At 59.6% G+C, this 16,830-nt stretch carries 18 protein-coding genes; 4 read left to right on the top strand and 14 right to left on the bottom strand.

Going from position 1 to position 16,830, the window contains the following annotated elements:
* Nucleotides 1-23: 23 nt before the first annotated feature.
* The 4 genes from QP968_RS08560 to QP968_RS08545 all read right to left on the bottom strand — a co-directional run bounded on the left by QP968_RS08560 (nucleotide 24) and on the right by QP968_RS08545 (nucleotide 3,386).
* Complete coding sequence (locus QP968_RS08560) at nucleotides 24-554, bottom strand: hypothetical protein (protein WP_284855987.1); 531 nt, start codon at nucleotides 552-554, stop codon at nucleotides 24-26.
* A gap of 20 nt (nucleotides 555-574) precedes the next feature.
* Nucleotides 575-1,168 carry a hypothetical protein gene (locus QP968_RS08555; RefSeq protein WP_284855986.1) on the bottom strand — a complete coding sequence of 198 codons (594 nt, stop codon included), beginning with the start codon at nucleotides 1,166-1,168 and terminating at the stop codon, nucleotides 575-577.
* A gap of 63 nt (nucleotides 1,169-1,231) precedes the next feature.
* Complete coding sequence (locus QP968_RS08550) at nucleotides 1,232-2,980, bottom strand: bifunctional uroporphyrinogen-III C-methyltransferase/uroporphyrinogen-III synthase (RefSeq protein WP_284855985.1); 1,749 nt, start codon at nucleotides 2,978-2,980, stop codon at nucleotides 1,232-1,234.
* Between the two features lie 187 nt (nucleotides 2,981-3,167).
* Nucleotides 3,168-3,386, bottom strand: a complete 219-nt coding sequence (locus QP968_RS08545) for a glutaredoxin family protein (RefSeq protein ID WP_284856017.1) — start codon at nucleotides 3,384-3,386, stop codon at nucleotides 3,168-3,170.
* 95 nt (nucleotides 3,387-3,481) lie between these two features.
* Here QP968_RS08545 and QP968_RS08540 point away from each other — a divergent pair, with 95 nt between their 5' ends.
* On the top strand, nucleotides 3,482-4,438 hold the full coding sequence (locus tag QP968_RS08540) for an HAD family hydrolase (RefSeq protein WP_284855984.1): 957 nt from the start codon (nucleotides 3,482-3,484) through the stop codon (nucleotides 4,436-4,438).
* 176 nt (nucleotides 4,439-4,614) lie between these two features.
* Here the strand turns inward: QP968_RS08540 and QP968_RS08535 are convergent, their stop codons facing one another.
* Nucleotides 4,615-4,716, bottom strand: a complete 102-nt coding sequence (locus QP968_RS08535) for a 30S ribosomal protein bS22 (RefSeq protein ID WP_003855542.1) — start codon at nucleotides 4,714-4,716, stop codon at nucleotides 4,615-4,617.
* Between the two features lie 402 nt (nucleotides 4,717-5,118).
* On the opposite strand from QP968_RS08535, the gene QP968_RS08530 reads away from it, so the two are divergent.
* Entirely contained in the window at nucleotides 5,119-5,877 is a 759-nt protein-coding gene (locus QP968_RS08530; protein WP_284855983.1) for a hypothetical protein, read from the top strand.
* Nucleotides 5,878-5,960: 83 nt separating this feature from the next.
* Here the strand turns inward: QP968_RS08530 and QP968_RS08525 are convergent, their stop codons facing one another.
* The 4 genes from QP968_RS08525 to QP968_RS08510 form a co-directional block, all read right to left on the bottom strand.
* Complete coding sequence (locus QP968_RS08525) at nucleotides 5,961-6,164, bottom strand: helix-turn-helix domain-containing protein (protein ID WP_284855982.1); 204 nt, start codon at nucleotides 6,162-6,164, stop codon at nucleotides 5,961-5,963.
* A 280-nt stretch (nucleotides 6,165-6,444) separates the two neighbouring features.
* Nucleotides 6,445-7,257: a pyrroline-5-carboxylate reductase gene (gene proC / locus QP968_RS08520; protein WP_284855981.1), complete on the bottom strand. Its 813-nt coding sequence runs from the start codon at nucleotides 7,255-7,257 to the stop codon at nucleotides 6,445-6,447.
* 73 nt (nucleotides 7,258-7,330) lie between these two features.
* Nucleotides 7,331-8,341 carry an Rv0497 family membrane protein gene (locus tag QP968_RS08515; protein WP_284855980.1) on the bottom strand — a complete coding sequence of 337 codons (1,011 nt, stop codon included), beginning with the start codon at nucleotides 8,339-8,341 and terminating at the stop codon, nucleotides 7,331-7,333.
* A gap of 20 nt (nucleotides 8,342-8,361) precedes the next feature.
* The gene (locus tag QP968_RS08510) at nucleotides 8,362-9,285 is read right to left on the bottom strand and encodes a Ppx/GppA family phosphatase (protein ID WP_284855979.1); all 924 of its coding nucleotides are present in this window, start codon (nucleotides 9,283-9,285) and stop codon (nucleotides 8,362-8,364) included.
* 34 nt (nucleotides 9,286-9,319) lie between these two features.
* Here QP968_RS08510 and QP968_RS08505 point away from each other — a divergent pair, with 34 nt between their 5' ends.
* Nucleotides 9,320-10,189 carry a DUF3109 family protein gene (locus QP968_RS08505; RefSeq protein ID WP_284855978.1) on the top strand — a complete coding sequence of 290 codons (870 nt, stop codon included), beginning with the start codon at nucleotides 9,320-9,322 and terminating at the stop codon, nucleotides 10,187-10,189.
* Between the two features lie 52 nt (nucleotides 10,190-10,241).
* Here QP968_RS08505 and QP968_RS08500 read toward each other — a convergent pair whose 3' ends face one another.
* Genes QP968_RS08500 through QP968_RS08490 form a run of 3 tightly spaced genes read right to left on the bottom strand, consistent with a single transcriptional unit; the run spans nucleotide 10,242 to nucleotide 12,947 of the window.
* Nucleotides 10,242-10,940 (bottom strand): response regulator, encoded by a 699-nt coding sequence (locus QP968_RS08500; RefSeq protein ID WP_284855977.1) that lies wholly within the window; start codon nucleotides 10,938-10,940, stop codon nucleotides 10,242-10,244.
* Between the two features lie 39 nt (nucleotides 10,941-10,979).
* Nucleotides 10,980-12,185, bottom strand: a complete 1,206-nt coding sequence (locus QP968_RS08495; protein WP_284855976.1) for a sensor histidine kinase — start codon at nucleotides 12,183-12,185, stop codon at nucleotides 10,980-10,982.
* Nucleotides 12,186-12,200: 15 nt separating this feature from the next.
* Nucleotides 12,201-12,947 carry a phosphoglyceromutase gene (locus QP968_RS08490; RefSeq protein WP_284855975.1) on the bottom strand — a complete coding sequence of 249 codons (747 nt, stop codon included), beginning with the start codon at nucleotides 12,945-12,947 and terminating at the stop codon, nucleotides 12,201-12,203.
* Between the two features lie 131 nt (nucleotides 12,948-13,078).
* Between QP968_RS08490 and QP968_RS08485 the strand changes: the two genes are divergently transcribed.
* On the top strand, nucleotides 13,079-14,353 hold the full coding sequence (locus tag QP968_RS08485; RefSeq protein ID WP_284855974.1) for a chymotrypsin family serine protease: 1,275 nt from the start codon (nucleotides 13,079-13,081) through the stop codon (nucleotides 14,351-14,353).
* A gap of 12 nt (nucleotides 14,354-14,365) precedes the next feature.
* Here QP968_RS08485 and mshA read toward each other — a convergent pair whose 3' ends face one another.
* Both mshA and QP968_RS08475 read right to left on the bottom strand, forming a co-directional pair.
* The gene (gene mshA / locus QP968_RS08480; protein WP_284855973.1) at nucleotides 14,366-15,646 is read right to left on the bottom strand and encodes a D-inositol-3-phosphate glycosyltransferase; all 1,281 of its coding nucleotides are present in this window, start codon (nucleotides 15,644-15,646) and stop codon (nucleotides 14,366-14,368) included.
* Between the two features lie 11 nt (nucleotides 15,647-15,657).
* Nucleotides 15,658-16,674 (bottom strand): MinD/ParA family ATP-binding protein, encoded by a 1,017-nt coding sequence (locus tag QP968_RS08475; protein ID WP_284855972.1) that lies wholly within the window; start codon nucleotides 16,672-16,674, stop codon nucleotides 15,658-15,660.
* Between the last annotated feature and the right edge of the window lie 156 nt (nucleotides 16,675-16,830).

Raw genomic sequence — 16,830 nt, 5'->3', positions numbered from 1 at the left:
TATTCTTGGCTTCATTCTTGGCTTCATTGGAAGCGTGGACTCATCTCATCCACATACGCGTTTGAATCCGGACGAAACGCTAGAAGCATAGCCACAACCAGCAGAACCACCACAACCATGGACACCCACGCCGTTAACTGCACCACAAACGACGCCAAGTGCAAGAAACACGTTAAAGCCACGCCCACACCAGCCCAACGGCGCGCGGTACGGCTACCTTTGGGGAGATACGCTGCTGCGGACACCAGCCACAGCGTGAGAATAATGCTGCCCCACGCCGTGACCCGCATGTTGGTCATGTACCTTTGGCGAAATTCTTCGTCGGCGACATCACCCAAGAGCTTGCTCACATCATGGATCACGTCATCACCGGGATATCCGTTGGACAACAGCGTGAACGCGGTGAGCAGCATCAGTACACCCGCGGTGCAGATGAGATAGAACGCCACACGCAGGTTGCGTGGGCAGCCCTGCCCTGCTGTCCACGCTGAGGACCTGTGATTGCGGTTTGGATCATTCGGATCCGTCACCATCGTGGGAAACATACCGGCCATGGTCTTTAGTCTGCCTCAGATCACTTGGGGCCGTGCGGTGTCTTCGCATCCTTTGAGGTATTGGGCTTGGCTGTCCACTTGCGCACCTCATCCTGGGTGGCAAAAACAATGGCGCACACGCCGGCCACTCCCGCGATGATCTGCATCGCCCCATCTAAAGCAATCAGTGGTGTCGGTACAGCACTGCCACTGACTGGCACTGCAAAGATCAGCATGACGCGTAGGGCGAAGTAACCGCCGAAAACCATGAGCAACTTCAGTGCGTTTTCCGCCCAAGAGGCCTGCTTAGCCACTGCCCGCACCGCAATAGCCAGCACCACCACGATGGCTAAGGCAAACAGCGCCGCAATGCCCACGGAAGCGTACGCAAGCAGCATCATGTTTGCATCTCCAACCTCCTTCACCGCGGATGGACGAGCCTGCTTCGCCTGCTCAATCATCGCGGATGGATCCAGCAGGACCGCAGCTACGGAGAACATCTGGTGAATCACCTCACCACACAGCATGACAATGGCGGTGAGCACAAACAGGCGCACTGCCTCCGGCTTCCCCGGCTCCTCGGCAGCAGCTGGGGCAATGTGGCTTGGGGGCGTGCCCCGATCAGGTGTGGTCATAGTGATGAAGTCACTGATCCTTCCAGTCCCGGAATCTCCGAGCTGACAAATGAGCTTAGAGGCTTAAGAACGGCGCGCGCGACGCTTCTTGCGCGGCGGCGGCAGCTGGCCAGCGGCGCGCAGTCCAGCAACATGCTCAGCCAACGCATCAACCAGGGATGGTACGTCAGCCGATTCCGGCACAACATCAACGCGCAGGCCCTGTTCCTTGGCTTCCGCCGCGGCCATAGGGCCAATGCAGGCGATGATGGTGCGGGCATGTGGCTTACCGGCGATACCCACCAGGTTCTTCACGGTGGATGCGGAGGTAAAGCACACGGCATCAAAACCACCAGTCTTGATCATGTCGCGCACCTCCGGTGCCGGCGGGGCGGCACGGACGGTGCGGTACGCCACCACATCGTCCACCTCCCAGCCGCGCTCCTTGAGGCCTTCCACCAAAACGTCGCCACCAATATCAGCGCGCGGGAGCAGCACGCGGCCCACCGGATCGATCTCTTCCACGTAATCCGGGAAGACATCGACCAGGCCCTGGGCGGTCTGCTTCGTGCGATGTGGCACCAGTTCAGGGATCATGCCACGGGCACGAATCGCATCAGCGGTTTTTTGCCCCACTGCCGCCAGGTGCACTCCAGCAAAGGAGCGCGCATCCAGCCCGAGTTCTTCAAACTTGTCCCACACGGCATCCACACCGTTGACGGAGGTGAACACGATCCACTGGTAGCGGCCCTCAACAATGCCCTTGATCGCGCGATCCATCTGCGCCGGGTTACGCGGCGCTTCCATAGAAATCGTGGGCACAGACTGTGGGATAGCGCCGTAGTAGTTCAACCGCGCGTTCATCGGCCCGGCGTGCTCCTTCGCACGCGGGACCAGCACGCGCCAGCCGTACAGCGGGCGGTTCTCCCACCAGGAGTACTTCGAACGGTCATCCACCGCGGTACCGATGGTGACAACGAGCGTGCCATCCAAATCCGCATCCAGCTTGCCCACCGTGCCCAACGTCGCATCAAACGTGCGCTGCAGTCGGGTCGTACCGTTGACCGTGACCGTCAACGGAGTTTCCGGGGAAAAGCCCCGCGCGGTGAGCTCCGCACTGATCACCGGCAGGTGCTCAACTTCCGCCTGAAGCACAAGCGGCTGCGGTGCGGCAGCCAGGCCATCCCAATCAATCGGCTCATTAGCCAGGTCAGCCTCGGTGTACGTGGACCCCAGCGCGATGCCCGCAAAGGACGGCACGGTCGACGGCAACGACATGCCCGGCACAACCTGGAATTCAATCCCGGCAGCCGCCACAGCAGAAATCTCCTGCATGACAGCATTTCGGGTCAACGGGTTACCCGCAACAAGTCGAATCACGTCACCATCGCCCGCATCACCGCGATCAATCGCAGCAGCCGCCTCATCCAAAGCAGCCTCAAGCTTTTCGACGATCCCTTCCCCATCCGGCGCCCACTCCGACACCTCCGCCGCCGTCGGATCAGCCGGCTTAGCCGGTTTACGGCGCGCACCGGCTTCCTTCGCCTTGGCGCACATCTCCTCATAAGCAGCTGCAGCCGCTTCAAGCTTCTCCGCCGGGACAGGAAGCACCGAACCAACAACATCACGCACGCCTGCGGACACATCCGGATCAACAACCGCAACGGCATTGCGCTCCAGCACGTCACGCGCACGGATAGTCAACAGATCCGGATTGCCCGGACCGGCGCCAACGAAAATGACCTTCCCCCGCAGAGCAGCCAATTCTGGGTCGCCAGAACTAGCGGTAGCTGCCTTTTTGGGCGCGGCTAAGGGCGTGGAGGCACTCGTCATTGACACAAATCTCTTCTAAAACAGACTGCTAAAACTGGGTGAACCTAAAAATTCACAGGGCAGCCGTCGCGCCTGCTAGATCCTCCGAATCAGCGTTCAGGGGACCATATGAATAGCAGTGCCGACGGCATGTGGTAGTTACACCTTAAATTGAGCAGCCGGAAATAAAAAACTGGCGCCTACACCATCACCCTTGAAGTGCCGCGGCAAGCTCCGCGTTATCCACTTCCCAACACGCGAATTCCTCACCATCAATGACCACCACGGGAACGCGGTCGCCGAATTCGGTGGCGAGTTCGGGGTCCCCGTCGACGTCGATAAGCACTAACTGCGCACCCGCATCCGCGACAACCGGCTCAATCTGCGCGGCCACACGCTCACAAGAACCGCACGTCGCACGCACCATGAGTTCAACCAGCACCTTCCAACCCCTCTCCAACGCGTTGGGCGCCTACGATGGACTAGGCTACCGCCACCAGCACGACCGAAAGGACACACCCCGTGAGCCCAATCAATGGACCCCGCTCACAGTGGTCCCACTCGCGGGGCAACGTGCGCCGCTTCATCGAAAGCACCGCACTCCCGCCCATCGACGATGACCATCAGCGCAAAGCCGGCCTCGCCGCCGCCCGCGCCGCCGTCGAAGCCGGTGGCATCCGCATCACCACCCCCGACCCCGACATCCCCCAACACGTCACCGCCGCCGCCTTTTTCGACGTAGACAACACCCTCATCCAAGGCAACTCCCTCATCGCCCTTGGCTACCAACTGTTCAAACGGCGCTACATCAAACTTGGGGATATCTTCCCCTACCTCATCGCCCAAGTTCGCTACCGCGTCTTCGGCTCCGAACTCCCCGACGCCATGGCCTCAGGCCGGGAAAAAGCACTCAGTGTGGTCAAGGGGCAAAGCGTGGAAGAACTCACGCAACTGTGCACCGACATCGTGGAAAACCACCTGGTGGACCGCACCTACCACGGCACCCGCGAACTCGCCGCCATGCACATCGCCGCCGGCGAACAAGTGTGGCTCGTCTCCGCCACCCCGGTCCAAGTCGGACAAGCACTGGCCGGACGCCTCGAATTCACCGGCGCCTTGGGCACCGTCGCCGAAGAAAAAGACGGCAAATTCACCGGCCGCCTCGTCGGCGACATCCTCCACGGCCCCGGCAAAGCCCACGCCGTCCAAGCACTAGCGGAAGCCCAGGGCCTAGACCTCAAGGAGTGCACCGCCTACTCCGATTCCGTCAACGACATCCCCATGCTCTCCCTCGTTGGCACCCCCGTAGCCATCAACCCTGACCGCCAACTACGCAAACACGCCGAGAAAAATGGCTGGCTCATCCGCGACTACCGTCCGGTCCGTCGCGCCTTCACCGAGGCCTTCGTTCCTTTGTTGGTTGCCGGTGGGGTGGTGGCCCTGGCGAAGGGGTGGAAAGCCGCCCGGAGGAAGAAGTAAGGTTCTTTGTGCACGATTCCGGGGGCTTAAGGGCAGTCCTAGGGTTTTAGAGGGATCCGTGCACGATTCCGGGGAGTTAAGGGCACGCGGACACTGGGGCTGGCCCCAAACCAAAAGAAAACCCGCCCACCTTCACCAGGTGAACGGGAATCCAAGGTTATGCAACCAGCAACGGCTTACTTGCCGAGCTTACGACGCTGAACGCGCGTACGGCGCAGCATCTTGCGGTGCTTCTTCTTGGACATACGCTTGCGGCGCTTCTTAATCACTGAACCCATGGGTTACCTCGCTTCTCTTTGTACGTACAGTTCCCGCCGGACCCGGACCCAAGTGAAAACCATTGGGTCTTCACCTGGTGCGCACGGGGTGCACTCCCAACGCGCGGGCCGAACATCCGGCACGAATGGGTTTTGAGTTTACCGCCGGTTTTGGTCAATCCCAAAAATAGGACAAAACGAAAGGACCCCTTCCGATGCTTCGGCACAAAGCCGGTATTCGGACGTGGCCCTCTCTACCGGAACGGTTCAAGGGCCCTTCTGGCCCTAGCCGTTCTCTCGCTAAGAAGGATAGCGCAAAAGGTAAACTACATCAAGAGCCAAAGATGAAGGCTAGGGGGAGTCACAGTCATGCACGGAAGCAGAAACGAACAATCTGTTGTAACTGCGTTGGGGAAACAACGCATGGAGAAGTATCTATCACAGATGGGAAACCACGCAGGACGCGCGCTGCAGCTTTATAAATGGGACGCAGAGCTTTCTGGCGCCATGTGGAACCTGCTTTCTATTTTTGAGGTCGTTCTGCGAAACAAGATCTGCGAGGCAGTCGATGAATGGAGCGAGGAACAGCGCCCACAAAGCAATAAACAATGGATCAGACACCCTCGGGTGAACGTCCGAGAGCCCCTGTCAAAGGTCGCGGCGTCTGTTGCAAAGGATGCACTCAGGAAGGCCCTCGAGGCCAAAAAGTTACGCGATGAAGGGGATGGACTCTTTATCGGTAACCACCCTAGAAAAGGACAGTCAATCACTCGAGATGATGTGGTTGCGCAAGTAACTCTCACTCAATGGAAAAACAACTTCTTCTACCGCGATCCCGAGGAGCTACCCGATGGCTCGTACAAGTTCTACCCCAATGAGACTAATTACAACGACTGCAAACGCGTTTATGAAGAGATTACAGTTCGTGCACTTTCCTCAGGCCCAAAGTCTATTTCCCCTGATCGAGCCAGTCTCATCATGAACCATGTCGTCCTGCTCCGAAACAGAATCGGACACCAAGAGTCCCTCATTGATATTGACTGTCGACGATACCGAAAAGAGATATTCGAGCTTTTAAACTGCCTTAGTCCAGCAGTGTTAGAAAACTACTCCGCAAACGACCCGATCCCCAGAATCTTGAACAATGACCCGAGACGTGGGAATCGTTCATCACGGGATTAAACACGGGTCAATCCCAAAAATATTAGAAGGGCCAGCCGAAGCTGACCCTTCCACAAACCAGGGGGCGTGCCCTCTGGGGATAACTATCCGACGTCGGTGCTGACGTCGTAGACCGAGGAGTCCAAGTACTCGGAGACAGCCTTCTCGTTCACACGGAACGAGCGACCAACCCGAACAGCCGGCAGCTCACCGGAGTGAACCAGGCGGTACACCGTCATCTTGGATACGCGCATAATCTCCGCGACCTCAGCAACGGTCAGGAACTTACCCTTATCTTCATTTGCCATATGTGTAGTTAACCTCCAGCATCTGTGCGCGCTGTAGGCTTCCCCTCCCACAGAATGAACACGCACGTGCTTGAACGAGCTTAGCGTGAAACCAGTGTCACATGCGACTCAAAAGCAAGAAAAGATTCACACTATTCACAAAATCCCCACTGCTCCCTCAAGGGCCATTCTGGGTCAACTGTTTCATTCCAGCTGGTAGAACACACCTTGCAACAGGATGTGGAAGTGACCTCCCGGACACGAAAGATTTTTTGAAATTACCCCCTCGGCGTACCCGCTTCTAGTCCCCCAACTCGGCAGCGCGGGAGGCGGCAGCCTCCGTCGCACGATAGAAAGCCCCGCGGATGCCGGACTCCTCCAACTCACGGATCGCCTGCACGGTTGTGCCCGCCGGGGAGCTCACGCCCGCACGCAGATCCACCGGTGTTTTGCCGGAATGTGCCAGCATCACGCCAGCGCCTTCGGCCGTGGAAGTAGCCAACAGCGTGGCGGTGTCGCGGGGCAGGCCCATGGCCACCCCGGCATCAATAAGCGCTTCTGCAATGAGGAAGAAGTACGCGGGGCCGGAACCCGAGATCGTCGACGCGGCATCGATGAGCTTCTCCGGAACCACGGCGACCTTGCCTGCGGCAGCGAGCAGATCGGTGACTAGTTCCTGTTGGTCCTCGTCCACATACTTGCCAAACGCGACGACACAGACGCCTTTGCCCACCTGCATCGGGGTATTCGGCATCACGCGCACGATGGGAGTGCCTGCGCTATGCGACGCCTCCGTCATCGTCTCCAGCGTCACCCCCGCCGCCATGGACACAACCACCGTCGGGGTATCTGATGCTGCGATGGGCTCCGAGAGCTCCTCAATAACCGTGGTGATGTCATGCGGTTTCACGCACAGGAAGCACACATCAACATCCGTGACAGCCTCAATATTGTCTTCCGTGGTGTTGATCCCATAACGGCCCGCCAACTCTTCGCGGCGCTCCGCGGTGCGGTTGGTGGCGGTGATGGTTTCCGGGTCGATTCCGGAGTTCACCAGGCCGGAAATCAGGGCCTCGCCAATATTGCCTGCACCGATTACTGCGATGTTACTCATGCGCACTAGCGTGCCACAGTGCACGCAACTCGGCGATATTTTCCTCTGCGAGGGGCCTGTGGCCAGAGGTTATTTAGAAACCGGTGATAAGGCCCGGACCGACAGTCATGGCCAGACCAGCTAGCGCTGCCAGGGCCAACGTGAAACCATCGCGGCCCGTCTTCATGCTGCGCACGGTCAGCACGATGGCTGCCGTCACAACAACAGCGAGCACGCTCACCACGATGGAGTTGAAGTTCTCCCACAGTGCCTGGAAGCCCAGGAACACGAGCACGCCAACCAGCAGACCACCGAAGACCATGAGGACGAGCATGACCGGGTTGACAGACGCGTCCTCTTCGAGGTCTATGTCCTCGTCGTCCTCGTACTCGTATTCATCTTCAAGGTCTCCATCGACGAACTCGTCGACGTCAGCCTCATCCTCAAACTCGTCCTCGAGCTCGTCTTCGTGGGCACGCTGAGCCACCACAGCTTCCTGTGGCTCAGTCTTAGGCTGCGCCACCAACGCTGCCTGCGCCGGGGTTTCACGCACAACGGGGATCACGTGGGTTTCTTCGGTATCCGCGGCAGGTTTCTCGACCGGTTTCTCGGCAAGCTTCGCCTCTTGCTTCTGCTTCTGGTCCTCCACCTCAACCTGGCGCACAGGCACAGCATCGGTCGTAGCTGGGGTCTCCGGAGCCTTTTTCGCAGCGTCCGGCTGAGCCGGCTCAGCCTCGGCCTCAGGGGTCTTGGTCGGCGTTGTCGGCGCGGTCGGCTCAACCTTGACTACCTTGACGTTCGGCTTCTCAGCAGCCTGCTCAGCAGAAGTAGCGGGCTTTAGCTGAGGCTTCTCGGCCTCAGCGGGCTTCGCAGAAGCGTGAGCCTGGGGTTCATCACGCTGGGTGTTTTCAGCGTCGATGGGAGCGCTGGAGTGCTTAGGCTCAGCCGGGCGAGCGTTAACCGCTTGGAACGAGCCGGTGAGTTCGGCGACAGAGATGCCGCCTTCTTCGAGGCTGCGGCGGCGACGGCGCCGAGGCTGGATGTCCGGGTTTTCTTTCTGTGCCCGGGCCATCAACTCGGCAACGGTGAGTTGCTTGTCAGCCAATTGAGCGTCTCCTTTTGCTTCTATCCCTTGTCAATCTGCCGGAGGATCACGCCTTCGCGCAATGCCCATGGACAGATTTCTAGTTTCTCTATCTTAAGTGCTCGCATCGCTGCTTCGGCGACCAGCGCGCCCGCAACAATTTGGTGGGAGCGATCTGGGCTCACGCCTTCGAGTTCCGCGCGGTCGGCTGCCGTCATGCGGGTGATAAAGGCAATGAGCTGGCGCAGGCCGGGTGCGGTCAGTGTGCGCTTGACGTATGGGCCGGCTGAGGAGGGTGCGGCACCGGTAAGGCGCGCAAGGGTGCGGAATGTCTTTGATGTGCCCACCGTCAGGCCGGCTTCGCCGTGGGCGAGGAACTCATCAGCAACCGTGGCCAGTTCCGCATCAATGAAGTCACGCAGGGTATTCACGGTGCGCTTTGATGGTGGATCGGAGTCGAACCACTCGTGGGTCAAGCGACCTGCGCCCAAGTCGAGGGAGCGAGCAATGTCCGGCTCTTCATCACTTCCAGTGCTGAGTTCCAGCGAGCCACCGCCAATATCCAGGTTGGTAATCCGGCCGGCAGACCAGCCGTACCAGCGACGCACCGCCAAGAATGTCAAGCGGGCTTCATCCGTTCCGGAAAGGACATCGAGTTTCACGCCGGTGACATTCTCAATGTGTTCTAGGACCTCATCCGCATTCGTCGCGGAACGCACTGCGGAAGTAGCAAAAGCGAGGAATTCCTGACATTTCAGGTTGCCGGCGAGGTCGGCGGCTTCCTGAACAGCGTCGGTAAGCTTTTTTACGCCTTTTTCCTCGATAGCCCCCTTCTTATCGAGCAATTCAACCAGCCTCAAAGACTGCTTCCAATCACTCATGGGGGTTGGGTGCCCACCGCTCACGGCATCCACCGCTACGAGGTGAACAGTGTTACTGCCCACGTCCAATACACCTAGTCGCACGCGTTCCACAGTAGACCGTCTACCGTGGTCAAGTGTGAACCAACCTGTATTTCTGGGTTTTCCAAAAAATTCGCCCGCCGGGAAATCCATTCGCGCCGGCCATGAGTTGCCGCCGGACTTTCCCCGCGAGTGGTTCGAATTCATCCACCCGGATGATCCTCTGCACTACTTCAGTATCGATCTGACCTGGCTGGAATCCACGTGGTCGTGTCGCTTTGGCACATCAACCTGCCGTGGCATTTCGGAGGATCTACCCGTGGTGGGGTGCTGTATTCACGGCGCGTATTTGTCCGATGAGACAGACCGGGATGATCTGTACAACGCCGTCGCGGCGATGCCCGCGAAATATTGGCAGCTCCGTCCGGACAGCGTGGATAGCTACCTCGCCGCAGGAGATCCAGTGGAGCTTGAGCCGTGGCTCGAGTGGGATGAGGATGAAGAGGAACCTTCGCTCAAGACCACGCTTATCGACGGCGCGTGTATCTTTGCCAACCGCCACGGCCACGAAACCGGCGCCGGTTGTGCCTTGCACCAATGGGCGATGGCAGAAGGGCGCAACATCATTGGCTCTAAACCGGAAGTGTGCTGGCAGGTGCCATTTTCGCGTGAGGATGAGTGGCAGGAACGCAGCGATGGTCAGGAGATCCTGCGTACCACTATCGGTGAATATGACCGCCGCCAGTGGGGCAACGGTGGTGAGGACTTTGACTGGTGGTGCACCAATGATCCCGCCTGTCACGGTGGGCCAGATGCGCAGCCGGTGTGGAAATCCATGAAGGCGGAGCTGACGCAGTTGATTGGGGAGGGGCCGTACGCGATCGTCGAAAAGCATTGCGCAGCACGTGCCGCCCTCCCCGCGGATGCGAAGGCGGTTCACCCAGCGACGCGCGCCGCTGAATCCTGATGCCCCCTAGTATCTTGATGCCCCTACTATCTTGATGCCCCTACAAGGGGCATCAAGCCTCGAACTTGTACCCCAAACCGCGGACTGTGATGAGCTGCTCTGGACGCGAAGGCTCCTTCTCAATCTTCGTGCGCAGACGCTTCACGTGCACGTCTAGAGTCTTCGTGTCACCGACATAATCTGAACCCCAGATCCTGTCGATGAGCTGCCCACGAGTGAGCACGCGCCCGGCGTTACGCATGAGGTACTCGAGCAAATCAAATTCCTTCAGTGGCATGGCCACCGGCTGATCCTCAACAAACACCGTGTGGCGCTCCACGTCGAGGCGGACGCGACCGCCCACCAGCACATCATCGCCCTCCGCTTCCTGCGCGGCCTCGGCGGCTCCATTGCCACGACGCAACACAGCGCGAATACGCGCGATGAGCTCACGGGTGGAATACGGCTTAGTCACGTAATCATCGGCGCCGAGCTCGAGGCCCACCACCTTGTCAATCTCCGAATCACGCGCCGTCACCATAATGATTGGCACATCCGACGTGGCGCGCAGCTTCTTGCACACATCCGTGCCAGACATTCCCGGAAGCATGAGGTCAAGCAACACCAGATCAATCTGGTTCTGCTCGAATTTCTTCAATGCCGTCGGACCGTCCACCGCAATAACGGCTTCAAAACCTTCCTTCTTCAGAAGGTACGCGAGCGGATCCGCCAGTGATTCCTCGTCCTCGACAATCAGGATGGTCGATGTCATCGATTCTTCCTACCTCTGCTTCACAGGTGCAGCTGATGGTTATTTATCTGGGTTTTCTTGTTCAATTTGTTCAATTTCTTCCGGCACCACCGCTGAGGCCATGGAGTCAGGAGCGAAAACCGGAAGTTCAATCGTGAACGTCGAGCCTGTGCCCAAGCGCGACCACACTTTGATATTACCGCCGTGGTTAGCCACCACATGTTTCACGATGGCCAAACCCAGGCCAGTGCCACCCGTCTGACGCGAACGGGCCTTGTCCACGCGGAAGAAACGCTCAAACACGCGCTTCTGATCCTCTGGGGCAATGCCGATTCCGCGGTCTGTTACACGGATGAGCACCACCGAATCACGTACAAGCTTGTGTGTGACACTGACCGGTTGACCCTTCGGCGAATAATTAATCGCATTTGTAATCAAATTGGCCAACGCCGTAGTCAACAGGGATTTATCCCCCATGACAAACGTGTCGCTCCGCTCGCCCCGGGTCAGCTCAATCTCATGGTTATCCGCCACGATGAGGTTGCGTTCAATCGCTGCATCAATCAGATCATCCACCCGCAACGGGGACATCTCCGGCAACGCCTCAGCGCCCTGCAGCTTGGACAGATTGATCAGATCCGTGATCATCGCGCCCATCCGATGAGCCTCACCGAGGAGCTTGTCGCCGAAGTACTTGACCATCTCCGGATCATCCGGATCTTCCAGCAGCGCCTCTGCCAGCAACGACATACCACCCACCGGAGTTTTCAGTTCGTGCGACACATTCGCCACAAAGTCCCGGCGCGCTGATTCCATGCGCACATTCTCCGACTCATCCGCCGCGTAGACGATGATGTAGGAATCCTCCGCCAACGACATTGGCTGGATGACTGCGCGAACGTTGTTCACCCGACTGCCCGTCGAGCGATGCCTCATGTTCAGGTCCAGCACCCGCGTTTCCCGGTCCTCAAAGACCTGCTGACCAACCTCCCACACCTGCGGGTTGAGGGCTCGGTCATGCACGATGGACATCTCATGTGCTCGCGCGTTGGACAGGATCACGTCACCGTTGCGTCCCACCACAGTCACACCTGTCGGCGAGCTTTGGATGACTAGGTGCAGGATCTGACTGACCGTACGCACCCGATTCTCATCCGGGCCCGGGGCAGCACGACGAGGCCCTCGCCGTTCATTGAAGAGCTTTACTCCATAAGCGGCGAGGGCAACAACGAGGCCTCCAGCAAGGAAGGCAACAACCGTGTTCACCAGGACAAGCAGGCCTTACTTGTTGCCCTGGTTCGCAACAGCAGCGGCACCTGCAGCTGCTGCCTCCGGGTCCAGGTAGGTGCCGCCAGGGTTGAGCACCTTGCCCTTGCCGTCAATCTCGTACACGAGCGGCATACCCGTCGGGATATTCAGCGCCGCAATGTCCTCGTCGGAGATGTTGTCCAGGTACTTCACCAGAGCGCGCAGGGAGTTGCCGTGCGCGGCCACCATGACAGTCTTGCCCTCGAGTACCTCTGGAAGGATCACGTCGATGTAGTAAGGCAGGAAGCGCTGCACAACATCCTTCAGGCACTCCGTGCGGGGGACCTCAGGCAGGAATGCGTAACGCGGATCATTCGTCTGCGCGTACTGGTCATCCACGTCAATCTCTGGCGGCGGGGTGTCGTAGGAGCGACGCCAGGACATGAACTGTTCCTCACCGAACTTGTCCCGGATCTCAGCCTTGTTCAGGCCCTGCAGTTTGCCGTAGTGGCGCTCATTCAAACGCCAGTTGCGCACAACCGGAATCCAGTGCCGGTCAGCCGCATTCAAGGAAATATTGGCGGTGCGAATAGCACGACGCAGCAGCGAGGTGAACACGATGTCCGGGAGGACGCCTTTCTCGGCCATCAACTTGCCAGCGTTGATAGCTTCCTGCACACCTTTATCCGTCAAATCCACATCCACCCAGCCGGTGAACTGGTTGGACTCATTCCACTTGCTTTGTCCGTGACGGACAAGGACTAGCTTTCCGTTACTCATACTGCCCAGCATGCCAAAACATCGGCTTCTTCGCCGGTGAAACGGGGTTCCCCTACCGAAATAGGGTAGTACGAAAACTTACCGGCGCTGTTATTCCCCAGATGTGCCCCCTGTGGTCTAAATTAACTGGTGTGAATTTGCGTCGTTTTTCCTCCCCCGCCATCGTTTTCGCCGTCCTGTGTAGTCTCATTCCCGCTACCCAGGCTCCTTCTGCCGCTGCTGAGCCAGTGAGTAATCAAGGAACAACGGCCAGCCCTGCCATTGCTGCTCCCGGCGCGCCCATGCGCCTGCGCCCCTTTGATGCGGCGTCCCCGTTTGGCCCCGGCAATGCAACTTTCAAGGAGGTCACCGGCCTTGACGTGCATCCGGACATGCTCGCCCGCGTGTGCACCCAGGGCCCTGTGGGCACTGTGACACTTCCGGATGGCACACAGCAGCGCATCATGGTGTCCGCCGGTCACTGCCTTGTTGCTGAAGATGTCAGCGGCATGCTCATGGGCCGTAACGTCGACGCGCCGGTGCGTGGCGGGTACAAGAAGCTCGGTTCCATCGACCTCGTGCACACCAACGGTCTGCCCAGCGGGTACGAGACGCTCGGCGAGTCCACGCAGAAAGCTCTGCGCGCGGAAGACTGGGGCATTGTGGTGCTTGACGACGGCGCGGGGGCCGACGGCTCCGCCTCCTCCCGCGACCAGTTCAACCGTGGACCCAGCGCCCCTGTCACCTTGACGGGTGTGCGTACGTACCGCACGCTCGCTCCGGGTGAGATTGCTCTGGATAACTTCGCGCAGCCGGTGTGCAAGGACGGTTCCACGAAGGGCCGCACCTGTGGCGTCCAGCTGTTCTACACGGCTAATAACGTGTGGTCCCTGAACCTGGGTTACGCCACCGGCGATTCCGGCGGTGTGAACTTTGACCCCAACACTGGGCAGATCATCGGCGTGACCTCGCTTGGTCTTGGCCCACTGGGTACTGCACAGCGCGCTGACCGTGCGATTGAATCCGCCTATGCACTGCCTGCGGGCAAGGTGAATGACTACTTCACCCCGGCTGCGCCGAATAGGAACCGTGCTGACTTCATGTCCATCAAGGATGAGGAAGTGGAGTTCAACCGGTACTTCACTGAGCACAACCCGGGTCTCTCCCCGGAGATGATTGCGCAGCCTACGCCACGCCAGCAGTTCGACCAGGCAGTAGCTAACGCCACTGCTGATGTGGATGTGATCGCCGCAGACCTGCGTGATTTCGCTGTTCTCGGCGCGGCAGCTGCCGTTGCCGGTGTACCCCTGGACCAGATCGCTGATGCCGGCAACACCCTGGCCAACGCCGTAGGCAACTACGCCGGCGCCCACGTCAACAACATTGTGAACACAGGCGTGTACGCCGCGCTCGACGGACTGAACTAACAGTTCCTGGCTCTAATTGCCCACTGCACGCCTTTGTGGAGTGGGCTCAAATCCTTTCACGGCCTCCCCGTACACCTGCGCAAGCGCTGCAGCGGAGGCAGCCCAACTGAACTGCGCTGCGCGCTCGACGGCGGCTTCGGCCATGGTGATGCGCCCGGAGTCGTCGATAAGCAACTGCTCTAGCGCATCAGCCCAGTCGACCGGGTCATGGCCGTCCACCAGCACACCGGTCTCCCCATCAGCCACCGCAATGGGCAACCCGCCCGCACGTGCGGCCACGACCGGGGTGCCCGTCGCCTGCGCCTCAATGGCAACAAGCCCGAAAGACTCGTTGTAGCTGGGCACCGCGACGACGTCTGCCGCCTGGTAAATCTGCACGAGCTCCTCCGGCGGGCGCGGACCGAGGAAACGAATCTTGCGGCCCACACCGAGCTTGTGCGCCATCGCGCGGTAATAATCCACCGACGCATCAGCACCAGACGCACCACCGCAAATGATGGCGCGCACATTGCTATCCGGATCCCGCTCCAGCAGCTCCGCAACCGCCCGGATGAGCACCTGTGGCCCCTTGAATTCCTGGAGCCGGCCCACAAAAGCAATCACCTTGCTATCCAGCGGAATACCCAGATGACGCCGAGCCACTTCCGTATTCCGGTTCGTACCCGGCGTGAACATCCGTGTATCCGCGCCCGGAGTGACCACGCGGATGCGGGCAGGGTCCGCGTCATAATGGCGGCCCAGCTGCGTGATCTCATCAGGCGTGTTCACCACCAGGACATCGGCATTGTCCACCAGCTGCTGCTCACAGATACGCCGCGCTTCTGTCTCCGGCGAATCCGCATCATCCGCAGAAGCCGCGCCCAGGCGCGCCGCATTTTTCACGGCGGCCCACGTGTGCCCAGTGTGGATCAGTGGCACACGGACCAGATCCCGCAGGAGCCATCCCACCTGGCCGGACAGCCAATAGTGGGAATGAATGAGGTCATACTCCAGCCCCTCATCCCGCGTGAACTGCACGATCCCGCCAGCAAACGCCGCCAACTGCGTAGGCAGTTCCTCTTTAGCCAGGCCTTCATACGGTCCCGCCACAATGTTGATCACACGCAGGTTCTCACACACCTGCACCACATCCCCCTGGCTTGGCCGCGTGGCGCGGGTATACACATCCACGTCCATGCCAGTAGCGGCAAGCTCACGGGCGATATTCAGAACATAAACGTTCATACCGCCGGCATCACCCGACCCCGGCTGTTCAAGCGGGGATGTGTGCATGGACAACATGGCTACGCGCATGGTCCCCCAGCCTAGCGCGCATGCTTGTGCCACTGCTGAAAATCCGTGGCCAGTGTGGCCGCGAGCTCCCGGTAGGCACGCAGAGTGCGCCGGTGCATCCGTGCAACATCAATGCCAGATCCTTCCGCCAAATGCGCGTCATACGGAATGACGTGGACTGCCCGCGTACGCGCGGCGAAGTGCCCCACCACACTATCCATACACACCGCGACCTTGGGGGATGGGGAGGACACAACCACGACCGCATTCGCCGCCAAACGGTCATAGCCGTGCAGACTCAACCAATCCAGGGTGGCTGCCGCGGATTGCGCCCCATCCAACGCGGGTGAGGTCACCAGAATCAGCGTGTTAGCCAAATCCAGCACGCCCTCCATCGCCGAGTGCATCAACCCTGTCCCGCAATCCGTGAGAATGAGGTTGTAGTGGTGCTGCAGAATATCCACCGCGTGCCGGTAATCAGCCTCACTGAATGCTTCTGACACTGCCGGGTCGCGCTCACTGCCAATCACATCCAAGCGTGACGTGCCCTGCGTGGTGTAAGCGCGCACCTGTCCGTAGCGGTTGGTGTCCGGGGCACTCAACAAATCTCGAATCGTCGCAGCACCCGCCGCATCCGCCGCCACACGCTGCGCGAGAGTGCCAAAATCCGGGTTCGCATCAATCGCGATCACGCGATCCCCGCGCTCTTCCGCCAACACAGAACCCAATGCCACCGTCGTTGTTGTTTTACCCACGCCGCCTTTCAGCGACATCACCGCAATCCGGTAATCACCACGCAGCGGGGTGCGGATCAACTCGGTGAGATCATTGAGCTCCTGCTCGCGGGGAGAAGCACCCGGATTCACGCGCCCGCCTGTCACCCCGTGCACAAGCTTGCGCCAGCCAGACTTCGGGGGAGCTTTTGCAGGCTTAACGACGACTCCCCCATCCAACGCCTTCGGCCCCTCCATCACCGACGGTGGTTGGGCTGGCTCGGCTGGTGGTGTTGGTTGGGCCTGCTGCGCTGGTTGTGCTGGTTGCGGTGGCACTGGCTGCACCCCCACGGGACGCTGTAACTTCTGGCACCCACTCTCCCAATCCGTTGTGAGCGAACCGCCTGTAAGGCTGCTCACGGTGCTGCTGAGGATGGTCGTGCGTATCCGTCACTTAAAAAATCCCCCCCCTTTACCGTGCGCGCTGCCCCT

The organism is Corynebacterium sp. MSK041 (assembly GCF_030232265.1).
GTDB lineage: Bacteria > Actinomycetota > Actinomycetes > Mycobacteriales > Mycobacteriaceae > Corynebacterium.
Note: the sequence above shows the minus strand (reverse complement) of the source record. Positions and strands in the feature narration are given on the sequence as shown.